Consider the following 19,487-nt stretch of genomic DNA (forward strand, 5'->3'; position numbering starts at 1 on the left):
CTTCTCTCGGCTCGCCGACTGAATTCAGCCGTCCACGGCGTCTTTGATACCCCCCGTCCGTGACAGGGTAGCTATTCGCTGGTCTCGGTCGTCCCGTCCGGGTTTGCGCGTGGGAGTCGCAGAGTGACTGTCGTTCCGTCGTCGACCTCGATATCTATCGACCCGTTCGACGTCTCGACAGTCCATCTGACGAACCACAACCCGAGCCCACTCCCATGGTTGAGTGCCGTCTCGACCCCACTTTCGAGCGGTTCGAGTTCGTGCTCCGGAATCCCACTGCCGTCGTCTTCGATCTCGATTTCGACTGTCTCCTCTCGCTCGAAGGCACGGACCGATATCGTCGTTCCCGATGGATTGTGTTCGAAGGCGTTCCGAAGGAGATGGACGAATACTTGTTCGAGTCTTGGCGAAGCACGAACAGCCAGTTCACAATTCCCGTCGATGCGTATGTTTTCCGTCTCGTGTGTTTCCTCCAACGAGGTAATGCTGGACTCGACGACTTCCGTGAGGTTCTGGACTACCAAACTCGATTCCTGAATAATCCCATCGATTTCGCGGGCCGTATTGCTCATCTCACTGATCCGCTCTGCGGCGTCCACGACCGAAGTCGCTAGTCCGTTGATTTCCGAGAGGCGATCATCGTTCGCCTGGACATCCGTTATCGTCTCGATCCGTTCAGCGTTGCCCGTAAGTACCATCGCCTTGTTTCTAAGGTTGTGGCGGAGTACTCGATTGAGAACTTGTAGTTGCTGTTCCCGTTGTCTTCGATCCGTTACGTTGACGACCGTGAACGTGAACCCGATCCGCTCGCCGCGCCCGTCACGAATACTAGTCGTTTGCATCTCGAAAATACCCTCGTCGCGGACGATTTCGTACCCGTTGTTCACCTGTGTGAATGAGTCGTTGTCCCTGAATATGGCCGTAATCGGGCGGCCAATGATATCGCTCCAGTCGACACCGAACATTCGACAGGCCGTCCGGTTTGCCTCGATCACTTTCGTTTCCATATCGGTTACGAGGATACCGCTGTCGATTTCGTCAGCAACGCTCTCCCAGCCGATGGTCTTGATCGCCGGAACGACATCGTAAAACTCCGTATTAAAGAACGCATAGCCGAATGCGAGCCCCATAACCGCGAACCCGAATGGTGTGAGGTCGAGGCCGGAAATCGGACTCAGCCCGAGCAAAAAGGGCGTTGCGAGACTCAGTGGAATGAGGGTCCCGATCAGGATGGCGACTGCCTGCCGTCTGAACAGGAAGTTACGTCCCATCAACAGGTTCACGAAGAGCATCACGCCGGCCAGGAAGGTTAGGTACGAGTACACTCCGTGGACGAAAAACCATGGGCCAAACTGTCGCTGGGTCAGTGCCAGCCCGTACCAGCCCCGTATCTGGTAGTCCGACCACATCAATCCGTGGAGGGGGTTCGTCCAGACCAGTACGAGCGTTACCGCGGGAATGAGAAACAGTCCCGCCTCTTGCCGCCGCGATAGCGAATACCCCTGCGTGTAGCGAACTGCGAACAGCAGAAACAGCACGGGGCTTGTCGCCACGCCGAAAAATTCGATCTGGGCGACGAGAATGTTCCACTTCGGGACCTGGAGGTTCAATTGAACGGCGTAGCCACACAACCACAGGAGGTTACTGCCGGTGAGGTACACCAGATACCGCCCGCCGGGTGCTGACCGTCGCCGAAACGCCATCACCACGACGTAGCTGAGCGCGACGATCGGGGGTGCGAACAGAACCGCCGTCACCCCGAAGTTCATGTTATCGCCACCGATGTGCCTCGATTATTTTTATCATATCATATTATTCCTTTTGTATATAATAATGCGGACATAACTGCGAAACAACGATACAGTACTTCGATGCTGCTGTCTCGATCTCGTGATATTCCCATTTCGATTTCGACAGTGTAGGGTTGACTGATGGATCGAGGGCGGGCGCGTATCGAGCCGCATCGACACCCATTAATCGGGTCACACCCTAGCACTGGTCATGTCCGAGAAAGAGCTCCTGTTCGCGATACTCGCGGGGCTCGCCATCCTGATGTTCGTCAGCGGGATCGTCCTCGTGGTGAGCTGAGGCGTTTTCACGAACTGGGAACGGGCAGGAGGGGTAAGAACGGGTCGGCCCAATCCGGACGTATGTCAGAACGGGTCGAACGAGTAGACACCCCGCGGGCGACGACGGGCCGCGAGTGGGAACTGTTCGTCCGTGAGGAGGCAGACGAATCACTCGGGCACGTCGGGAGCCTGACCGCGCCGACGCGCGAATCCGCTCTCGAACGGGCGACGGAGTTGTTCGGCTGGACCACGGCGGACGTGTGGCTGTGCCCGGCCGAGGAAGTCGAACGGGTCGGAATCGAGCAATGATCTCCGTCAGTAAACTCCTCTGTGACCTCGACGCCGAGGGCGACGGGCTCCGCTACGACGCCGCCGACGAGGCCGACGCGAAACAGATCAGGCGGGAGAAACAGCGCCGGCCGGTCGTCGTCTGGAACTGCACCAAGCAGTGTAACCTCTACTGTGACCACTGTTACGCCGCGGCCGACACCGACTGCGCGTCGGGGGAGTTCTCTACCGCGGAGGCGAAACGGATGCTCGACGACCTCGCCGACTACGGCGCCCCCGTCGTTCTGTTTTCGGGCGGCGAACCGCTGGTCCGCGAGGACCTCGAGGAACTGATCGCGTACGCCGACGAGCAGGGTATCCGCCCGGTCCTCTCGACGAACGGGACGCTCATCACGGAGGAGCGCGCCCGCGACCTCCGGGACGCCGGCCTGAAGTACGCCGGCATCTCCGTCGACGGGATGCCCGAGCGCAACGACGAGTTCCGCGGGCAGGAGGGCGCCTTCGACGCTGCGCTCCGGGGGATTCAGGCCTGTCTCGACGCCGACCTCAAGACCGGCCTCCGGTACACCATCACGAAGCACAACGCCGACGACCTGGAGGCCATCGTCTCGATGCTCCACGAGGAGGGGCTGGACCGCTTCTGTTTCTACCACCTCGACTACGGCGGCCGCGGCGACGAGATACGGGACGTGGACCTCACGCCCGAACAGCGCCGCGAGGCCGTCGAGACGGTCTGTGACATGACCCGCGAGTACCACGCCCGGGGCGACGAGATCGAGACGCTGCTCGTGGGCAACTACGCCGACGCCGCCTACCTCGTCGAGTACGCTCGCGAGCACCTCGGCCGGGAGACCGCCGAACGCGTCTACCAGTACCTCCGGGTCAACGGCGGCGACCCCACCGGCGAGCGCGTCGCCGACATCGACTACCAGGGCAACGTCCACCTCACGCAGTTCTGGCAGGGCTACTCGCTGGGCAACGTCCGGGACCGCCCGTTCTCGGCCATCTGGGAGGACGACTCGAACCCCCTCCTGCGCGCGATGCGCGACCGCGAGGAGCGGCTCTCGGGCCGGTGTGGGGACTGCCAGTATCAGGACATCTGCCGTGGCGGTTCGCGGCTCCGCGCGCTGTCGGTCCACGACGACCCGTTCGCGCCCGACCCGCAGTGTTACCTCCACGAACACGAGGTCCACGGCTCGAACCCGATCGTCGATACGGGGCCGCGGTCGGCGGACTAGATGATCCGCTCGCGGATGCGGTCGGCGGCGTCCAGTCCCGTCTGGAGGGCGGCGTAGGTCCGGCCCGTGCCGGCCACCCAGTCGCCGGCGATGGCGAGGTCGTAGCGGGGGGCCCGCTCGATCAGTGCAGGGTTGATGCCGTGGTCGGGGACTGCCGCCGTCCATCGCTCCTGATCGACCCAGTCCGGTTCGCGCAGGCGGTCGTCGTCGAGGAGGTCCGCGGCCGCGGTGCAGGCGACGCGCTCGATCTCCCGGTCGTCGGCTTCGGGGCGACTCTCGGTCCAGCGGGGGTTCAGCTGGACGACGAGCAGGCTCTCGCCGTCGGGGACGTGCCCGGGCTTGCACTCCTCGCGGGAACACCAGCCGATCTCGTGGTCGTCGTCGCGGCTGACCAGGGCGTAGTAGGGCCGGTCCAGCCGGAACGGGTAGTGACAGACGACACTGTCGACCGGCCGGTAGGGGACGCGCCCCGCCGCCGTCATGAGGTCGGAGCAGTACTCGCCGCCCCAGTCGGCGTCGGCGAGCAGGCTCGCGGTCTCCCCGGCCGGGAGCGCGAGGACGAGGCCGTTGATCCGCTCCTCGCGGTCGCCGGTCGTCGAGAGCCGCCAGCCGTCGCCGGTCCGGTCGAGGTGGCCCACGCGCGTCCCGGTCAGGAGCTCCGCGCCGCTCTCGCGGGCGAAGGCCGTGGCGATCCCGCGGACGCCGTCGGGCGTCGTGTACTTCGGGGCCTGGTCGTCCCGGCCCGACTCTATCGTGCCGTCGGCGTCGAACACCCACACGTCGCCGTCGACGGTCTGCAGGTCCCCGCCGACGGCCTCTCCGAGGACGGTCCGGAACCGCTCGTCGGCGCCCTTCAGGAAGTTCGCGCCGTAGTCGTAGGTACAGCCGCCGCGCTGGCGCGTGACCATGCGCCCTCCCACGTCGTCGACCGCCTCGAACAGCGTCACGTCGACGGGCGCGTCGCGGAGGCCGTAGGCTGCCGCCGTCCCCGCGATACCCCCGCCGACGATGCCGACCGTCGCCGTCATGCGTGAGCGTACGCAGTGGGGTGGTATGAAAACCGGGGCCGAGACCGGCCGATGTCCGCGACCTGGGCCGGCGCGAGACCCGGTCTCACGTCGCCGGCACGACCCGCACCGCGCTGTGTTTGTACTCGGGGATTTTCGCGACGGGGTCGAGCGTGTCGCCAGTCAGGCTGTTCACCAGCGGATCGGCGTAGTGGAAGGTCATGAAGACCGTCCCGCGCGTCGTCCGTGGGGTCACGGTCGCCTCGACCGTCACCGATCCCCGCCCGTTCGCCACTTCGACGGTGTCGCCGTCGGCGATGTCGCGCTCCGCCGCGTCCTCGGGGTGAATCTCCACGACGTCCTCGCCGCGCATCTTCATCAACGTCCCCGACCGTCGCGTGAGCGCGCCGCTGTTGAAGTGCTGGAGGACTCGCCCGGTCGTCAACACGAGTTCGTCGTCGCCCAGGTCGTCAGCCGGTGGGACGTGGTCGACCGGCGCGAGCGGTGCCGTTCGCTCGCCCGTGGCGAACGAGTCCTCGTGGAGGACACCAACGCCCTCGTCCGCGTCGGCGGGGAACGGCCACCGCTGGCTTCCCTCGCCGATGCCGTCGTAGGACATCCCCGCGTAGAGGTCGTTGACACGGGTTAGCTCGTCGAACACTGCTTCCGGACCGTCGTGGTCGAACCGCGCCGGCGTCTCGCCGACGAGGCGGCGCGCGACCGACTGGATGATGTCGAGGTCGCGGCGTGCGTCGCCGGGTGGGTCGGCCATCGGGCGCATCCGCATGACCTGCCGGTCGGTGTTCGTGACGGTGCCGCCCTTCTCCGCCCAGGCACTCCCCGGGAGGACCACGTCGGCGTGCTCGGCGGTCTCCGTCACGTAGAGGTCCTGCACGACGAGGAAATCGAGCGCGTCGAGCGCGTCGGCGACCCGTCCCGAGTTGGGTTCCGTGATCGCCGGGTTCTCGCCGAAGACGTAGGCTCCCCGGACCGCGTCGCCGGCGGCGTGGGTCGCCTCGACCTCCGTCAGGCCCGGCTCCGCGGGCGGTTCGACGCCCCACTCCTCGGCGACGGCGGCGCGGGCCGCCCCGTCGGTCACGTCCGCGTACCCGGGGAGGACACTCGGGAGCGCGCCAACGTCGCCGGCGCCCTGCACGTTGTTCTGTCCGCGGAGCGGGTTCACGCCGGTCCCGCGGCGGCCGACGTTGCCGGTCACGAGCGCGAGGTTCAGCAGGGCGTGGACGTTGTCGGTCCCGCAGTGGTGCTGACTCATGCCCATGCCCGTGAACGCGGCGGCGCGGTCGGCCTCGCCGTACAGGCGCGCGGCCTCGCGGAGGGCGTCGGGGTCGACCCCCGCCAGTTCCGCGTTCGCCGCGACGTCCACGTCGGCGAGGTGTTCGCGCAGCGTGTCCAGTCCCTCGACGCGCTCGTCACAGAACGCCTCGTCGACCAGCCCTTCGTCGACGATAACCTTCGCCATCGCGTTGAGCAGGGGGATGTCGTAACCGGGGGTAACGGGCAGGTGCAGGTCGGCGGCGTCGGTGGTGTCGTTCGCTCGCGGGTCGACGTGGATCAGTGTCGTCCCGTCCCGGATGGCCGGCAACAGGTACGACCTGAAGATGACGGGGTGCTGTTCGGCGGGGTTGGCCCCGCAGGCGAGGAACACGTCGGCCTCGCCCAGGTCGTCGAGCGTGTTCGTCATCGCGCCCGCGCCGAGTCGCTCGCTCATCGCCGCCACTGTCGAGGAGTGACACAGCCGGGCGCAGTTGTCGACGCTGTTCGTCCCCAGGACCCGGGCGAGTTTCTGGAACAGGTAGTTCTCCTCGTTGGTGCAGTTCGAGGACGCGAAGAACGTGAGGGCGTCGGGACCGTGTTCCTCGACGATGTCCGCGAAGGCGGTGGCGATCCGCCCCAGTGCCTCGTCCCACGGCGCCGTGACGAGGTGGCCGTTCTCGCGGACCAGCGGCTGTTCGAGGCGGTCGTCGTCGGTGACCGGTTCGAAGGCCGCCGCCCCTTTCGGGCAGATCTCTCCTTTCGTGTTGACCGGCGCCTGCCAACCTGTGCCCTTCCCGCTGGCCTCGCTGTACGTCAGCCCGCAGCCGACACCACAGAACGGACAGACGCTCTTTGCCGGCGTTGGGGTCTGGGACCGTCCCTCGCTGTCGCTCATGCTGGTCGTTACCAAGGCCCGGGGCGAGATAAACCCCGCCGCCGTTCCAATGACGTGAGAACGGCCGCGTGGGTGGCTTCACCCGCCGGCTTCGAGTTCCCCGAGCAGGTGCAGAGCCAGTCCCTTGTCCAGCGGGTCGTTCGCGTTCCCGCAGTGTGGGGACTGCACGCAGGCCGGACAGCCGTCCGCGCAGTCACACGCGGCGACCATCCGTCGGGTTCGGGCCGTCAGGCCGCCGATTCCTTCGAAGGCACGCTCGGTAAGGCCGACGCCGCCGGGGTAGCCGTCGTAGACGAAGACCGTCGAGCGGTCGGTGTGTGGGTGCAGCGGCGTCGAGAGGCCGCCGATGTCCCGGCGGTCACAGAGGAGTTCGACGGGCATCATCGCGATCATCGCGTGCTCGGCGGCGTGGATGCCCCCGTCGAAGTCGCCCTCGGCGGCCCGCATCGCCATCTCGACCGGTTCGGGAACGGTGTAGTAGAAGGCGGTCGTCGAGAGCGTCGTCTCGGGGAGGTCGAGCGGGAACTCCCCGAGCGGTTCCCCCGTCGAGCCGTCGCGGCGCTCGTAGCCCGTGATCTGCTTCGTCATCGTCACGTCCGCCAGCCGGAGGACCGAATCCTCGCGGCCGGGCATCGTCCGCTCCTCGCGGTCGCGGTCCACGCTGATGGTCTTGTCGTGGAGCACCTTCGTGTAGTAGTCGACGTGGGTGGGCGACAGCTCGGCCACGTCGTGGTCGAGGTCGAGGTCGACCACCTCGTAGGTACGGCCCTGGTGATGGTAGATCGCGCCGGGGTGGGCGTCCCGGAGCGCGTCCGCGAAAGGGAGCTTCGCGACGGTGTCGCCACGCCGGCGGTCCCGCAACTGGATCTGCCGGTCCTCGATGGTCCGGAGGTTCATCTCGTGCTGTGGACTCGCCCCGCCGGCGTAGAGCCAGCGGATGCCGGCGTCGGTCTCCCGGCGGTCGAGGTCGCCGGCGTCGGTCAAGTCCGCGACGAGGTCGGGGAACTGCGGCCCGAAGTGCCGGTCGTCGGCCGGCCGGAGCCAGTTCTCGCGGGCCGCCGACAGGACGTGGCCGGGCAGGAGCGTCTCGTTGTCGGGATTGGCGATGGCCTCCTCCGGCGGGGTCTCGAAGAAGTCGGCGGGGTTGCGGGTGTAGTACTGGTCGAGCTGGTCCTCGCCGGCGACCATGACGACGAGCGACGGGTCGGTGCCCCGGCCCGCGCGGCCGGCCTGCTGGTTCGCGGCCATCCGCGTCCCCGGGAAGCCGTCGAGGAGGACGGCGTCGAGTCCGCCGATGTCGACGCCGAGTTCGAGCGCGTTCGTGCTCCAGACGCCGCGGATCGAGCCGTCCTTGAGGCCGCTCTCGATCTCCTCGCGGCGGTCGTTCGTCAGCGCGGCCTGGTAGGCGGTCACGCCCTCGGCGGCGTCGTGGTCGCCGCGACGGCGCAACTCCGCGGCGCTGTCGTCGGCGTACCGTTCGGCGGTCTGTCTGGCGCCGGTGAACACGACCGTCTGGAGGCCGCGGGCAACGAGGTCGACGAACAACCGCTTCGTCTCGGTGTGGCTCGATTTGCGCCGCCCGCCGCCGAACCCGCTCTCGTCCTCGTACTCCGGGGGGTTCCAGAGGAGCCAGTGGGTCGGCCCGGTCGCGCTCTCGTCGTCGGTGACGGCGGCGAACGACGACGGGTCACGGCCGGTGACCGTCGCCGCGTGCTCGACGGGGTTGCCGATGGTCGCCGAACAGCAGACGTACTCCGGGCCACCGGAAGACTGCGTCTTCCGAGATGTCGAGTGTGACTCGACACCCGCGTCGAACCGCTCGCAGACCCGGTTCAGTCGGCGCAAGACGAGCGACACCTGGCTCCCGAACACGCCGCGGTACTCGTGGACTTCGTCGATCACCACGGTCTCCAGTCGCTCGACGAACCAGTCCCACAGGCGGTGTGCGTGGGGAAGGATGCCGTAGTGGAGCATGTCGGGTGTCGTCAGGAGGACGGTCGGCTGGCGCTCACGGATGGCCGCCTTCTCCGATTTGGACTGCCGACCGGTGTACTGGGCGACGGTCACGCGGCTCCCGAACCCCAGTCCGTGGGCGAGGTCCTCGAGCGTCTCCGTCTGGTCGTTGATGAGCGCGACCTGCGGGGCGACGTAGAGGGTCGTCCCGGTGTGGTCCATCGCCCGCTCGAACGCCGGGACGGTGTAGGCGAGGCTCTTCCCGCTCGCCGTCTCGGTCGCGAGAACGACGTTCTCGCCTCCCCGGACCGCCTCGATGGCTCGGGCCTGGTGGCCGTACAGGCGGTCGATGCCGCGGTCGGAGAGTGTCGACGCCAGCCGTGACTCCACGTCGAGGTCCCGCAACGATGCCTCCCGGCCGGGCGTCGTCTCGCGATGTTCGAGCTGGCCCTCGTAGTACGGGCGGTCCTGGAGCCAGTCGATGGTCTCGTCCACACGCCAGGTTGCGTCCTGACGGTTCTAACCGTTGGCGTTCGTTTCCCGCGTCGCGAGCCGAAAGATTATCACTGGTGGTCCCCGCAGTACCAATCAAGATACGGTGGCTGCGCGGCGACGGTCCGGTCGGTGCCGGGGGCTGGCGCCCGCCGCGACCGGTCGCGAACCGGCCGTCGCTCGGGCAGTACCGGCATCGACGGGGGTCAGGGATGCCAGTTCAAATCGGATACATCGACGGCGAGAGCATGGACGGAACGGGGCAGTGGCTGTTCGGCGGGCCGGCCGATGCGGGCGATGGCCGCGGCGACCGACCGGTGACCGCTCGACCGGGAGGACAGCGATGAGTCTGGTCGTCGACTTCCGGATCACCGGCGAGCCCATCGAGATGACGCGGGTCGCGGCCGCCGTCCCGGACGTGACACTGGAGCTCCAGGAGTGGCGGCCCGCCGGGGAGACGGTACTGTGGTTCCTCTGGGCTCGCGGTGCGGACCTCGACCGCGTCACCGAGGAGTTCCGTGCGCTCTCCCACGCCGCGGAGGTGACGGTCGTCAACGACGTCGGATCGGTCCGTCTGTACCGCGTCTCCATCCACCCGAACATCGAGATTCCACCGGACGATATGCTGGCCGACGGCACGCTCACCCAGGGCTACATCGAACCGGATTGTCTCCGGTTAACCGGGCGCGTGTCGGGACGCGACGTGCTCACCGGCGTCTGGAACCACCTCCGCGAGCGCGATATCGACGTGACAGTCGATAGCCTCCGGCGGGCCGTCGACGAGGACCACGACCGGCGGCTGACGGACTCGCAGTTCGAGGCGCTCGTGACCGCCTACGAGATGGGCTATTTCGACGAGTCGAAACGGGTTACCCACTCCGAGATCGCCGACGAACTCGGCATCTCCCGCTCGTCGCTGTCCGAGCGCCTCCGCCGAGCCGAACACGAACTCGTCCAGGAACGCCTCGGCGCCTCGGACTGACGGGCGCTCCCTTCGGATCGGCCGAATTTCTTTCCCGCCGCGAACGTAGTATATAAACCCCCGCAATTGTTCGGAGGTATTTATAGGTCGTGCGTCCCCTTACGTAGGGGCGTAACATGACGCAGGTAGAGGACACCAGTCGCGAGATGCGGCTGGACCGGGATTCGTTCGCACAGGGGTACTTCGAGAACGCGGTCTATCGCCACTGGGACCCCTACGCTATCGAGGGGTTCGAGGAGGACAAAGAGAAGCTGATGGAGATGGACGACGTCACCGAGGCGGAGTTCGAGGAACTCCGACAGACGCTCGCTCGCTTCGGCGCGGGGGAGGAGGCGGTGACGGAGGACCTGATGCCGCTGGCGCTGGTGTTGGAGGACATCAACGACCAGATGTTCATCTCCAGCCAGATCTACGAGGAGGCCAAACACACCCAGTTTTTCGACCGCTACTGGCGCGAGGTCATCAACCCCGTCGCCGAACACTACGGGTTCGAGGTGACGGACCCGACCGCCCAGCACTACTTCCCGGACGGCTACATCCAGTTGTTCGACAAGACCGAGGACGCGATGGAGCGCCTGCTGGAGGAGGACACGCCCCACACGCGCACCGTCGCGTACTGTCACTACCACCTGACGGTGGAGTCCGTGCTGGCCCAGACCGGCTACTACGGCATCGAATCGACGTTCAGCCCGCGCGGCTCCGACGAGGTCGGTCTCCGTGAGTTCCCGCACCTCGAAGGGCTCGTCGAGGGCGTCACGAAGATTCGCAGCGACGAGGGCCGCCACGTCGGCTTCGGGATGCACAAGGTCCAGGAGTACCTCGCCAGCGGCGAGGTCGACGAGCAGGTGGTCCAAGACACGCTCCAGGAGCTGATGCCCCACGTCGCCAACACGGTCAACGACTTCACCGAGGCGGTCAACGCGGTGCCGCTCGTCGAGTACTCCCGTGACAAGCTCACGCGACGGCTCGACGTCATCACGAACGCGGACGCGGAGATTCCCGGCGTCGACGACCTCGTCGCGCTGGACACCGACGACGCGACCGCGGCCGACTGACGGCGTCGTCCCTCGACCCTGCGTCACGACGGGGTGAGGGGGGAGCGGACGTCGCCGATTTCTTCAGTCGTAGAACGACTTGTGACCGTCCAGTGCGGCGATTTCGGACGGTTTCGGGTCCCGGACGAGATACACGTCGTAGGCCTTCCCGGAGGCGACGGTAGTGCTGACGCTGCTGACCGGTCGTGCGATCCGACCAGCATTGTCGCTGCCAATGAACACGACGCTCGGGCTCTCGCTTCGGAGCATATTCCGCAGCGTCTTGGCGATTGCCCCGGCTGGCGGTCGCGGGCCCACGAGCCTGTACTCGAAGTCCGCGTCCGGAACGAGTTCGCGGGCGCGCTCCCTCAGACCACGGGCGGCCGTCTCGATGTCGAACGCCTCCCGGGAGTCGACCCATCCCTTGCGGATCGCGTAGTGGGGCCCCGTCGAGATCACGCTCAACACCACCACCGACTCGTCCAGGGCGCGCGCGTACTCGTCGGCCCGGACCAGCGCCGCTTCGGCCAACTTCGAGCCGTCGAACGGCACGGCGAAGGTCATACTTTCCAGTTCGCCACTCGTCCTCATAGGTGTTCGTCGTGGTTTCACGTCGTGAGAACGGCTTTCGGGCCGCGCTAGGCGGAACTCAGGTCGTGATATCACCGCTCGTCACGGCCGGCGAACTTATACGGTCGAGGCACCAAGCACATGGTCGAACGATGTGCCACGGAATACCACCCGGGCAACTGTTGCTCCGTGACGAGATCGCAGAGGCGCTCCTCGATGCGGGCGACGAACGCGGCGATACCGATGGAACGGCCGCGTTCGAGGCGACGGCCGATGCGGAAGCCGACGCCGAAACGATGTCACATCTGGTCGAGGAGGCGGCCGACGCCCAGGTCCTCACCGGTGCGATGTCCGCGGAGGACCCCTTCGAGAACGACCGGTCGAGCCCGCGGTAGCTCCCTTTTCGCCGCAATCGTCTTCCGGACGCCCATCCATCGGCCAGCATGGCGCTCCTGTCGACACCGGCGGACCGGTTCTCGGACGTCCCGAACTACGACTACGACCCCGACTTCGTCTCGGTCGGCGAACCCGACATGGCCTTCGTCGACGTCGAGGGTGACGGCGAGGAGACGTTCCTCTGTCTCCACGGCGAGCCGACCTGGGGCTTTCTCTACCGGAAGATGATCCCGCGGCTCCGCGACCGGGGCCGCGTCGTCGTGCCCGACTTCGTTGGTTTCGGCCGGTCGGATAAGTACGACGCCGTCGACGAGTACACCTACGACCGCCACGCCGGGTGGCTGGCGCGGTTCGTCGAGGAACTCGATCTCACGGGTGTCACGCTCGTCTGTCAGGACTGGGGGAGCATCCTCGGCCTGCCGCTGGCGGTGTCGGACCAGCCCGCGCGGTTCGACCGAATCGTCGCCATGAACGCCCTGCTGACCGACGGCGAGACCGACCTCCCGGCCGTCTGGCACCAGTTCAAGGACATGGTCGTCGAGGCCGACGACCTCGACGTGGCGCGGGTCATCGACACCGGCTGTGCGAACGACCTCACCGAGGCGGCCGCGGACGCCTACCGCGCTCCGTTCCACTCCGAGGCGTCGAAGGCCGGGGCCGCCGCCTGGCCGCCGATGGTGCCACGGGAACCCGGTGACAACGGCATCGAGGCCCACCGCCAGCTCGCGGCCGACCTCGCGGACTACGGGAAGCCCTTTTTCGCGCTGTTCTCGGACGCCGACCCGATAACCGAGGCGTTCCGCGACCGCTTCCGCGACCTCGTTCCCACCGCCACGGACCAGCCCGACGTGTGGGTCGAGGGGGGCGGCCACTTCCTGCAAGAGGACGCCGGCGGGGCCTGTGCCGACCACATCGTCGACTTCGTCGACCGGACCTAGCGGACGACCGTCACCGGACAGGGCGCACGCCGGAGGACCTTCTCGGCGACGCTCCCGACAAGCAGCCGCGAGATGCCCGACCGGCCGTGACTCCCCATGACGACGTGGTCGACGGGCTCGTTCTCGACGTACTCCACGATGCTCCGGGCCGGCTGGCCGACGAGCGTCTCGGTCCCGAGCGTGACGTCCTCCGCCTCGGCGGTCGCTCGCGCCTCCTCGAACAGCGCCTCGGCCTCTTCCTGTGCGTTCTCGTACCACTCCTCCCAGTAGCCCGGGAGCGTCGTCTCGACGGGCGCGCTGTAGCCTGCTTCGACGAAATCGAGGACGTGCAACAGCGTAATCTCCGCGTCGCCGTGTTCGGCCAGGGCGTGTTCGAGTGCGCGCTCGGAGAGCGGCGAGTCGTCGTACGGAACCAGTACGTGGTTGCTCATATCACCACGTCCACATCCACTGCCCATAATCTCTCCTGTCGTTCCCGGCGGCTGGGAACCGTTGCCGGAGGCAGGACCTGCAGGCCGCCGCTTCTGTGCCTCCCTCACACGAGCGCGAGCGAACGTGACGCTCAAGACTGTGGGTGCCGAACCGCCGGTAATGGAAAGACGTCAGTACCTCCGACGTGTCGCCGCGACCGGTGCGCTGGGTGCGGCGGCGACCGCCGGCTGTGCCTCCCTGGGCGGCAGTGGCGGGAACCCGAACACGATCCTCCCGAAGCCGGAACTGGACGCGGAGCCGGAGGCGTACCCGTATCCCCAGTGGAGTCAGCAGCTCCCCGAGGTGACCCTCCCGGCGGCCCTGCAGGACCGCTCGGTGACGACGACGGAGTTCGATACGCCGCTGGCACTGACGTTCATCTTCACCAACTGTATGACCGCGTGTCCAGTGTTGACGCTCGCGCTCCAGCGCGCCCAGCGGGACGCTATCGACGGCGGCTACGCCGACGCCGTGAACTTCGCCGAAATATCGTTCGACCCCGCTCGGGACACCCCCGAGGCGTTCCGCGAGTACGCCGACGAGCGCCACGTCGACCTCGACGCCGGTAACTGGTACTTCCTCCTGCCCGAATCCGAAGCGCGCGCCCGCGAGGTCGTCGACGGCGAGTTCGGTGTCTACTTCGAGACGGCGACGCCGACGCCCTCTTCGACGGCGGACGGGCCCGAGTCCGACGACCCCGGAACGCCCGCGGGGACGCGGACGGCCGAGGCGTCGCCGACGACCGTCACCGATGCGCCGACCGGGACGGCGACCGCCGACGGGGCGAGCAGTGACGGCTATATGTTCAACCACACGACGCTGATACTGCTCGTCAACGGTGACGACTACGTCGAGCGGGCGTACCGTGACCGGGATGACGCGACGACGCAGCTCACGAAAGACGTACAGCGACTCGTCGAATCCTGAGCGGCCGGGACGGTTTTGACAGGTCGATCGGGCCGATCAGCCGTTCTCGTGGCCGCCGGAGCGCCCGACCGGTTCGGCCGAGCGCTCGGGCGAGGGTTCGGTGTATAGCGAGTACGTCAGGAACGCGAACCCGGCGGCAGTGAAGACGCTCTGGACGGTGACGCTCGTCCGGAGCGGGAAGCCGGCCAGTTGGTGGAGGCCCCCACCGAGGATTGCGCCGGCCGTGACGAGCCCGATTCCGACAGTGAGCGCGCGGAGCGCCCCCGAGTTCGTCCGCCGGTACGCGCGGTACGAAAAGTACGTCAGGAGCGTCCCGAAAGTCAGCGTGGCGGCTTTCGCGACGACTAGGAGCAGTGCTCGTTCGGACATCGTTCCTCTCCTACTGGGACCGTCGCGGTCGACCATCAAATAAGGACGCGCGCGTTTCCACGGGATGGGAACAGCACCGGTCCGTGTACGGCCGCTGGGACCTGTCACCGCGTGTACAGCGAGTAGACGATGACCGCGAACCCGACGGCGGTCAGGCCGCTCTCGACGACGAGCGCGAGCTGCCGTCCCCCCCCGAGCCCGACGTCGATGACGCCGGCGAGGAGACTGCCCAGCGTCACGATGGCGAAGCCCAGTGCCAGCATTCCCAGCGGCCGTGCGCCGGTACGACTGTAGGCCCTGTAGGCGAAGAAGGTGATGAGAGCACCGAGCAGCAACACGACGGTCTTGAACACGATCGTCGTCGGGAAGTGGACGAGTGGGTAGATCACGTTTCTTTGCGCACCTCCGACCAGAGGTCCTGTAGCCGTTCGTCAGCGGTTCGAGAGACGCGGCTGATCCCGACCTCGAACTCCCGGTCCTCGGAGAGCCTGACGGCCACCTCCTCGAAGTCGACCTCGTACTGGCTGGCGTGCTGGCCGTCGGGCCGTATCTGCATCCCCTCCCGCAGCAGCGACGCCTCGGTCAGCAGATCGAGCTTCCGGTACGTCGTCGAGAGTGGCACGTCACAGGCCTCCGCGATTTCTTCTGCCGTCATCGGTTCCTCCAGATGCCGCATGATCGCCCGACACTTCGGGTCGTCGAGCGCGTCGAGGACCTGCTGTAAGTCGGGTTGCTCGTCGTCCGCGAACGGATCACGGACCATGTACCGAGAAGTCCCGGACGGAGGCATATAACCGCTCCGACACGCGGACGGGGGTCCGGTCGCGCCCGCTCACCGCCGACAGCCGCGCGGTCCGCGTTCACGGTGGATCACATATCAGTACGAACGAACGAAACCGGCGGTACGGGCCGACAGGTTCCGGTTCCGGACCGATTCCCTTTTGAGACGGCCACACGAATGGATGGACGTGCTTGCCGCCGAGTTGCACTCGCACTCCGAACTCTCCCACGACGGACGGGACCCGATAGACCTCCTGCTCGGGCAGGCCCAGGCAGTGGGGCTCGACGCGCTGGCGGTCACCGACCACGACGAAATCGACGCCAGCCTCGCCGCCGTCGAGAAGGCCGCGGAGTACGACCTCATCGGTATCCCCGGCCTGGAGGTGTCCACCGCCGACGGCCACGTCCTCGCCCTCGGTGTCCGCGAACGGGTCCCCGCCGGTCTTTCCTTTTCCGACACCCTCGATCACATCCGCGGCCTCGGCGGCATCGCTGTCGTCCCCCACCCGTTCCAGGAGTCCCGAAGCGGCGTTCTGGAGAACATCTCGCAGGCGGAACTGACCGAGGCCGACGCCATCGAGGTGTACAACTCTCGGCTGTTGACCGGGCGCTCGAACCGCCAGGCCAAACGGTTCGCTCAGCGCAACGGGTTGCCCATGACCGCCGGGAGCGACGCCCACATCAGCGAGATGGTCGGCCAGGCCGTCACGCGTATCGACGCGGCCGAACCGACCGTCCAGGCCATCCTCGACGCCATCCGCGGGGGGCACACCACTGTCGAGGGCAAACGGACCCCCTGGCGGATCAGTTTCCGACAGGCCGCCGGCGGCGTCAGACGCCGCATCGAGTCCCGCGTCGGCGGGATGTTCTGATGCAGGGGGCCGACCCCGAGACCGTCCGCCGGGCGCTCGCCGACCGCGACCCGCTCCCCGGCACGCGCGGCTTCGCCGGCCCGCTCGACGACCGTCTCGTCCGGGACGTACTCGGCCGCTACCCCTGTTTCTCCGACGCCGCTCCCGCCGACGGCTCCCTCGGCTGGGCCGCCGACCCGACCGAACTGACCGACCCGACGCGGCTCCCGGCCGGACACGTCCGGACGGCTGACGGCGACGAGCGGGTCTGGTCCCTGCCCGACCCGGCGCCAGTCACCGACCGCCGAACGGCCATCGAGGGAGTACGTGACGCAATCGAGACGAGCGTCGGCGGTGTCGAGACTGACGGGCTCGCCGTCGCCTTCTCCGGCGGCGTCGACTCCGCGCTCCTGGCCGCCAGGCTCGACGCGCCGCTGTACGCCGCGGGCTTTCCCGACAGTCACGACGTCGAGGCTGCCCGGTCGGCCGCCGAGTGGCTCGACCGCGACCTCACGGTCGTCGAACTCGACCACGACGCCCTCGAAGCCGCCGTCCCAGCGGTGGCCCGCGCCACGGGCCGGACCAACGCGATGGACGTGAGCATCGCGCTCCCGCTCTCTCTCGTCGCCGAGCGGGTCGCCGCCGACGGCTACGACCGTCTCGCCGTGGGGCAGGGGGCCGACGAACTGTTCGGCGGCTACGCCAAGGTGGCGAAGGCGCCCGACGACCCCCGCCTCGACGCCGACACGGTTCGGGGGGCGCGCCGCGAGACCGTCGCGACGCTTCCCGACCAACTCGAACGGGACGTCCTCGCGCTCCGGGCCGCCGGCGTCGAACCCGTCGCCCCACTCCTGCACGACGACGTGGTGCGGGCCGCCCTCGCGCTCCCGGGGGCGCTACTCGTCACCGACCGCGGCGAGCGCAAGTGGGCGCTCAGGCTGGCCGCCCGCGCGTGGCTCCCCGACCGGGTGGTCTTCCGCGAGAAGAAGGCCGTCCAGTACGGGAGTCTCGTCGCCCGGGAACTCGACAGGCTCGCCCGACAGGCGGGGTTCAAGCGCCGGCAGGACGACCACGTCTCGAAGTACGTGGCGTCGCGCTGTGAGTGAGTTCGGCCATGCAGAAGCCACATTGAAGCCCGAGTAGTCCCTGCAACGGCTATGGATCGGCGTCAATTCCTCCGCCGTGTCGCCCCGCTCGGGTGCCTCGGGCTCGCCGGATGTGCTGGGGACGGTTCCGACGCGACCACTGGAACGGAAACGACTGCCCCGGCAACGCGGTCGGCGACCGAACCGACACCGACCGAGTCAGCGACAGCCGAACCAACACCGACCGCGTCGCCGACACGGACCGAGACGCGCACGGAATCGCCGACGCCGACGGCGACGACGACGCCCACCGCCACCCGAACGCCGACACCGACGTCGACACCCACGGCGACGCCGACTCCTGCTCCGTCGGCGGTCACGGTCGCCGTCGGCCCGGACGACCGACTCCGGTTCAGCCCGGAGACCTTCGAGCTCGCAATCGGCGGGACCGTCACCTGGGAGTGGCAGTCGAACAGCCACAATATCGGCGTCAGCAGCCAACCAGACGGCGCCTCGTGGGATGCCCACGATGGAGCCCTCTACGACGAAGGGCACACCTACAGCCACACGTTCGATGTCGCCGGCGAGTACGAGTACTACTGCAGCCCACACAGCGGGGCCGGGATGGTCGGCTCGTTCACCGTGCGCTGACGGGAACTCGCGACGGAACGGAGACGACGGGAGAACCGAAACCGACTAGAGGACCTGTCCTTCCGCTTCGAGCAGTTCGTGGTAGCGGTTGCGGATGGTGACCTCGCTGATGTTGGCGACCTCGCTGACCTCGGACTGGGTGACCTTCTCGTTTGCGAGCAGGGACGCGGCGTAGACGGCGGCGGCCGCGAGCCCGACCGGCGACTTGCCGCTGTGGACGCCCTTCTCCTTGGCCGTCGAGAGGAGTTCGCGGGCGCGACGCTCGACCTCGTCGGAGAGTTCGAGGTCCGACGCGAACCGTGGGACGTAGCTCTCGGGGTCGGCAGGCTGGATTTCGAGGTTCAGCTCGCGGACGACGTAGCGGTAGGTCCGGGCGATCTCGTCCTTGTCGACGCGGGAGACGGCGTCGATTTCGTCGAGGCTACGCGGCGTGCCGGCCTGTCGCGCGGCGGCGTACAGCGACGCCGTCGCGACGCCCTCGATGGAGCGGCCGGGCAGGAGGTCCTCGTCGAGGGCCCGGCGGTAGATGACCGAGGCCGTCTCGCGGACGTTCTCGGGGAGGCCGAGCGCGGAGGCCATGCGGTCGATCTCGCCCAGCGCCTGCTTGAGGTTGCGCTCCTTGGAGTCGCGGGTGCGGAACCGCTCGTTCCAGGTCCGCAGGCGCTGCATCTTCTCGCGCTGGCGCGAGGACAGGGAGTTGCCGTAAGCGTCCTTGTCCTGCCAGCCGATGTTGGTCGACAGCCCCTTGTCGTGCATCATGTTCGTCGTCGGTGCGCCGACGCGGGACTTCTCGTCTTTCTCGCTGGCGTCGAACGCGCGCCACTCCGGCCCGGGGTCGATCTCGTCCTCGGAGACGACCAGGCCACACTCCTCACAGACCGTCTCGCCCCGTTCCGAATCCGTCGCCAGTGAACCGCCGCATTCCGGACAGACGAGCTGCTCGTCTTCTTCCGCTTCGTCCTCGCTTGGTTCCTCTCGCTCGTGGGCGCGTTCGCCCGAATACTCTCTGATGGTGGTGTCGGTCATTGGTTGAATCGGCGGGCAGCGTGCCCGGAGAACTGTCTGATACGATATTATGTTGTGGCCTCGCCGACTTAAAACTTTCGGACGTATGAACTCCTCTAGACGCGGAAATCGGCGTTTCAGCGCTGCTCGCGCGCGCTCACGCACGCGTGCGGACCTCGCCGCTGATCCGGCGAGGCACGCGACGACGTCG

Annotated in this window: 22 protein-coding genes; 11 read left to right on the forward strand and 11 right to left on the reverse strand. The window is 67.4% G+C overall.

Annotated features, from left to right (window positions below):
- Positions 1–71: 71 nt before the first annotated feature.
- Positions 72–1,769: a histidine kinase N-terminal 7TM domain-containing protein gene (locus MUG96_RS07295; protein WP_246987895.1), complete on the reverse strand. Its 1,698-nt coding sequence runs from the start codon at positions 1,767–1,769 to the stop codon at positions 72–74.
- A 381-nt stretch (positions 1,770–2,150) separates the two neighbouring features.
- On the opposite strand from MUG96_RS07295, the gene MUG96_RS07300 reads away from it, so the two are divergent.
- Positions 2,151–2,378: an Htur_1727 family rSAM-partnered candidate RiPP gene (locus tag MUG96_RS07300; RefSeq protein ID WP_246987896.1), complete on the forward strand. Its 228-nt coding sequence runs from the start codon at positions 2,151–2,153 to the stop codon at positions 2,376–2,378.
- Positions 2,375–3,595, forward strand: a complete 1,221-nt coding sequence (locus MUG96_RS07305) for a TIGR04347 family pseudo-SAM/SPASM protein (protein ID WP_246987899.1) — start codon at positions 2,375–2,377, stop codon at positions 3,593–3,595. Before MUG96_RS07300 ends, MUG96_RS07305 begins: the two co-directional genes overlap by 4 nt.
- On the opposite strand, the gene MUG96_RS07310 is transcribed toward MUG96_RS07305, so the two are convergent.
- The 4 genes from MUG96_RS07310 to MUG96_RS24130 all read right to left on the reverse strand — a co-directional run bounded on the left by MUG96_RS07310 (position 3,592) and on the right by MUG96_RS24130 (position 9,414).
- A complete protein-coding gene (locus MUG96_RS07310; protein ID WP_246987900.1) occupies positions 3,592–4,623 on the reverse strand; it encodes an NAD(P)/FAD-dependent oxidoreductase in 1,032 nt (343 codons plus the stop codon). The genes MUG96_RS07305 and MUG96_RS07310 overlap by 4 nt on opposite strands.
- Before the next feature lie 85 nt (positions 4,624–4,708).
- Positions 4,709–6,772 carry a formate dehydrogenase subunit alpha gene (gene fdhF / locus MUG96_RS07315; RefSeq protein ID WP_246987902.1) on the reverse strand — a complete coding sequence of 688 codons (2,064 nt, stop codon included), beginning with the start codon at positions 6,770–6,772 and terminating at the stop codon, positions 4,709–4,711.
- A 78-nt stretch (positions 6,773–6,850) separates the two neighbouring features.
- Positions 6,851–9,220: a DEAD/DEAH box helicase gene (locus tag MUG96_RS07320; protein WP_246987904.1), complete on the reverse strand. Its 2,370-nt coding sequence runs from the start codon at positions 9,218–9,220 to the stop codon at positions 6,851–6,853.
- Positions 9,221–9,288: 68 nt separating this feature from the next.
- Positions 9,289–9,414: a hypothetical protein gene (locus MUG96_RS24130; protein ID WP_256465435.1), complete on the reverse strand. Its 126-nt coding sequence runs from the start codon at positions 9,412–9,414 to the stop codon at positions 9,289–9,291.
- 15 nt (positions 9,415–9,429) lie between these two features.
- On the opposite strand from MUG96_RS24130, the gene MUG96_RS24135 reads away from it, so the two are divergent.
- From MUG96_RS24135 to MUG96_RS07330, 3 genes are all read left to right on the forward strand, one after another.
- A complete protein-coding gene (locus MUG96_RS24135; protein WP_256465436.1) occupies positions 9,430–9,564 on the forward strand; it encodes a hypothetical protein in 135 nt (44 codons plus the stop codon).
- Positions 9,561–10,199 carry a helix-turn-helix domain-containing protein gene (locus MUG96_RS07325; protein WP_246987905.1) on the forward strand — a complete coding sequence of 213 codons (639 nt, stop codon included), beginning with the start codon at positions 9,561–9,563 and terminating at the stop codon, positions 10,197–10,199. The genes MUG96_RS24135 and MUG96_RS07325 overlap by 4 nt, the downstream gene beginning before the upstream one ends.
- A 116-nt stretch (positions 10,200–10,315) precedes the next feature.
- On the forward strand, positions 10,316–11,254 hold the full coding sequence (locus tag MUG96_RS07330; RefSeq protein WP_246987908.1) for a ferritin family protein: 939 nt from the start codon (positions 10,316–10,318) through the stop codon (positions 11,252–11,254).
- A 63-nt stretch (positions 11,255–11,317) separates the two neighbouring features.
- On the opposite strand, the gene MUG96_RS07335 is transcribed toward MUG96_RS07330, so the two are convergent.
- Entirely contained in the window at positions 11,318–11,797 is a 480-nt protein-coding gene (locus MUG96_RS07335; RefSeq protein ID WP_246987910.1) for a universal stress protein, read from the reverse strand.
- 158 nt (positions 11,798–11,955) lie between these two features.
- Here MUG96_RS07335 and MUG96_RS07340 point away from each other — a divergent pair, with 158 nt between their 5' ends.
- Both MUG96_RS07340 and MUG96_RS07345 read left to right on the forward strand, forming a co-directional pair.
- The gene (locus MUG96_RS07340) at positions 11,956–12,198 is read left to right on the forward strand and encodes a hypothetical protein (protein WP_246987912.1); all 243 of its coding nucleotides are present in this window, start codon (positions 11,956–11,958) and stop codon (positions 12,196–12,198) included.
- Between the two features lie 48 nt (positions 12,199–12,246).
- A complete protein-coding gene (locus MUG96_RS07345; protein WP_246987914.1) occupies positions 12,247–13,137 on the forward strand; it encodes a haloalkane dehalogenase in 891 nt (296 codons plus the stop codon).
- Here MUG96_RS07345 and MUG96_RS07350 read toward each other — a convergent pair.
- Positions 13,134–13,568 (reverse strand): universal stress protein, encoded by a 435-nt coding sequence (locus MUG96_RS07350; protein ID WP_246987916.1) that lies wholly within the window; start codon positions 13,566–13,568, stop codon positions 13,134–13,136. The genes MUG96_RS07345 and MUG96_RS07350 overlap by 4 nt on opposite strands.
- A 160-nt stretch (positions 13,569–13,728) precedes the next feature.
- Between MUG96_RS07350 and MUG96_RS07355 the strand changes: the two genes are divergently transcribed.
- Positions 13,729–14,535 (forward strand): SCO family protein, encoded by an 807-nt coding sequence (locus tag MUG96_RS07355; RefSeq protein WP_246987918.1) that lies wholly within the window; start codon positions 13,729–13,731, stop codon positions 14,533–14,535.
- 36 nt (positions 14,536–14,571) lie between these two features.
- Here the strand turns inward: MUG96_RS07355 and MUG96_RS07360 are convergent, their stop codons facing one another.
- From MUG96_RS07360 to MUG96_RS07370, 3 genes are all read right to left on the reverse strand, one after another.
- Entirely contained in the window at positions 14,572–14,904 is a 333-nt protein-coding gene (locus tag MUG96_RS07360; protein WP_246987920.1) for a DUF7521 family protein, read from the reverse strand.
- Positions 14,905–15,008: 104 nt separating this feature from the next.
- Entirely contained in the window at positions 15,009–15,293 is a 285-nt protein-coding gene (locus tag MUG96_RS07365) for a DUF7521 family protein (protein ID WP_246987922.1), read from the reverse strand.
- Positions 15,290–15,667, reverse strand: coding sequence for a winged helix-turn-helix domain-containing protein (locus tag MUG96_RS07370; protein WP_246987924.1), 378 nt, complete (start codon positions 15,665–15,667; stop codon positions 15,290–15,292). The genes MUG96_RS07365 and MUG96_RS07370 overlap by 4 nt, the downstream gene beginning before the upstream one ends.
- 205 nt (positions 15,668–15,872) lie before the next feature.
- Between MUG96_RS07370 and MUG96_RS07375 the strand changes: the two genes are divergently transcribed.
- Genes MUG96_RS07375 through MUG96_RS07385 form a run of 3 tightly spaced genes read left to right on the forward strand, consistent with a single transcriptional unit; the run spans position 15,873 to position 18,271 of the window.
- Positions 15,873–16,556: a PHP domain-containing protein gene (locus MUG96_RS07375; protein ID WP_246988646.1), complete on the forward strand. Its 684-nt coding sequence runs from the start codon at positions 15,873–15,875 to the stop codon at positions 16,554–16,556.
- The gene (locus MUG96_RS07380; protein ID WP_246987925.1) at positions 16,556–17,641 is read left to right on the forward strand and encodes an asparagine synthase C-terminal domain-containing protein; all 1,086 of its coding nucleotides are present in this window, start codon (positions 16,556–16,558) and stop codon (positions 17,639–17,641) included. Before MUG96_RS07375 ends, MUG96_RS07380 begins: the two co-directional genes overlap by 1 nt.
- A 51-nt stretch (positions 17,642–17,692) precedes the next feature.
- A complete protein-coding gene (locus tag MUG96_RS07385; protein WP_246987928.1) occupies positions 17,693–18,271 on the forward strand; it encodes a plastocyanin/azurin family copper-binding protein in 579 nt (192 codons plus the stop codon).
- Positions 18,272–18,316: 45 nt separating this feature from the next.
- Here MUG96_RS07385 and MUG96_RS07390 read toward each other — a convergent pair whose 3' ends face one another.
- The gene (locus MUG96_RS07390; protein WP_246987929.1) at positions 18,317–19,297 is read right to left on the reverse strand and encodes a transcription initiation factor IIB; all 981 of its coding nucleotides are present in this window, start codon (positions 19,295–19,297) and stop codon (positions 18,317–18,319) included.
- Between the last annotated feature and the right edge of the window lie 190 nt (positions 19,298–19,487).

It is taken from the genome of Halorientalis marina, from assembly GCF_023028345.1.
Taxonomy (GTDB): Archaea; Halobacteriota; Halobacteria; order Halobacteriales; family Haloarculaceae; genus Halorientalis; species Halorientalis marina.

Bases quoted from the DNA above. Each gene is read 5' to 3' on its own strand.
- MUG96_RS07295 (WP_246987895.1), bottom strand. From the start codon at position 1,769: ATGAACTTCGGGGTGACGGCGGTTCTGTTCGCACCCCCGATCGTCGCG.
- MUG96_RS07300 (WP_246987896.1), top strand. From the start codon at position 2,151: ATGTCAGAACGGGTCGAACGAGTAGACACCCCGCGGGCGACGACGGGC.
- MUG96_RS07305 (WP_246987899.1), top strand. From the start codon at position 2,375: ATGATCTCCGTCAGTAAACTCCTCTGTGACCTCGACGCCGAGGGCGAC.
- MUG96_RS07310 (WP_246987900.1), bottom strand. From the start codon at position 4,623: ATGACGGCGACGGTCGGCATCGTCGGCGGGGGTATCGCGGGGACGGCG.
- fdhF (WP_246987902.1), bottom strand. From the start codon at position 6,772: ATGAGCGACAGCGAGGGACGGTCCCAGACCCCAACGCCGGCAAAGAGC.
- MUG96_RS24130 (WP_256465435.1), bottom strand. From the start codon at position 9,414: ATGCCGGTACTGCCCGAGCGACGGCCGGTTCGCGACCGGTCGCGGCGG.
- MUG96_RS24135 (WP_256465436.1), top strand. From the start codon at position 9,430: ATGCCAGTTCAAATCGGATACATCGACGGCGAGAGCATGGACGGAACG.
- MUG96_RS07325 (WP_246987905.1), top strand. From the start codon at position 9,561: ATGAGTCTGGTCGTCGACTTCCGGATCACCGGCGAGCCCATCGAGATG.
- MUG96_RS07330 (WP_246987908.1), top strand. From the start codon at position 10,316: ATGACGCAGGTAGAGGACACCAGTCGCGAGATGCGGCTGGACCGGGAT.
- MUG96_RS07335 (WP_246987910.1), bottom strand. From the start codon at position 11,797: ATGACCTTCGCCGTGCCGTTCGACGGCTCGAAGTTGGCCGAAGCGGCG.
- MUG96_RS07340 (WP_246987912.1), top strand. From the start codon at position 11,956: ATGTGCCACGGAATACCACCCGGGCAACTGTTGCTCCGTGACGAGATC.
- MUG96_RS07345 (WP_246987914.1), top strand. From the start codon at position 12,247: ATGGCGCTCCTGTCGACACCGGCGGACCGGTTCTCGGACGTCCCGAAC.
- MUG96_RS07350 (WP_246987916.1), bottom strand. From the start codon at position 13,568: ATGAGCAACCACGTACTGGTTCCGTACGACGACTCGCCGCTCTCCGAG.
- MUG96_RS07355 (WP_246987918.1), top strand. From the start codon at position 13,729: ATGGAAAGACGTCAGTACCTCCGACGTGTCGCCGCGACCGGTGCGCTG.
- MUG96_RS07360 (WP_246987920.1), bottom strand. From the start codon at position 14,904: ATGTCCGAACGAGCACTGCTCCTAGTCGTCGCGAAAGCCGCCACGCTG.
- MUG96_RS07370 (WP_246987924.1), bottom strand. From the start codon at position 15,667: ATGGTCCGTGATCCGTTCGCGGACGACGAGCAACCCGACTTACAGCAG.
- MUG96_RS07380 (WP_246987925.1), top strand. From the start codon at position 16,556: ATGCAGGGGGCCGACCCCGAGACCGTCCGCCGGGCGCTCGCCGACCGC.
- MUG96_RS07385 (WP_246987928.1), top strand. From the start codon at position 17,693: ATGGATCGGCGTCAATTCCTCCGCCGTGTCGCCCCGCTCGGGTGCCTC.
- MUG96_RS07390 (WP_246987929.1), bottom strand. From the start codon at position 19,297: ATGACCGACACCACCATCAGAGAGTATTCGGGCGAACGCGCCCACGAG.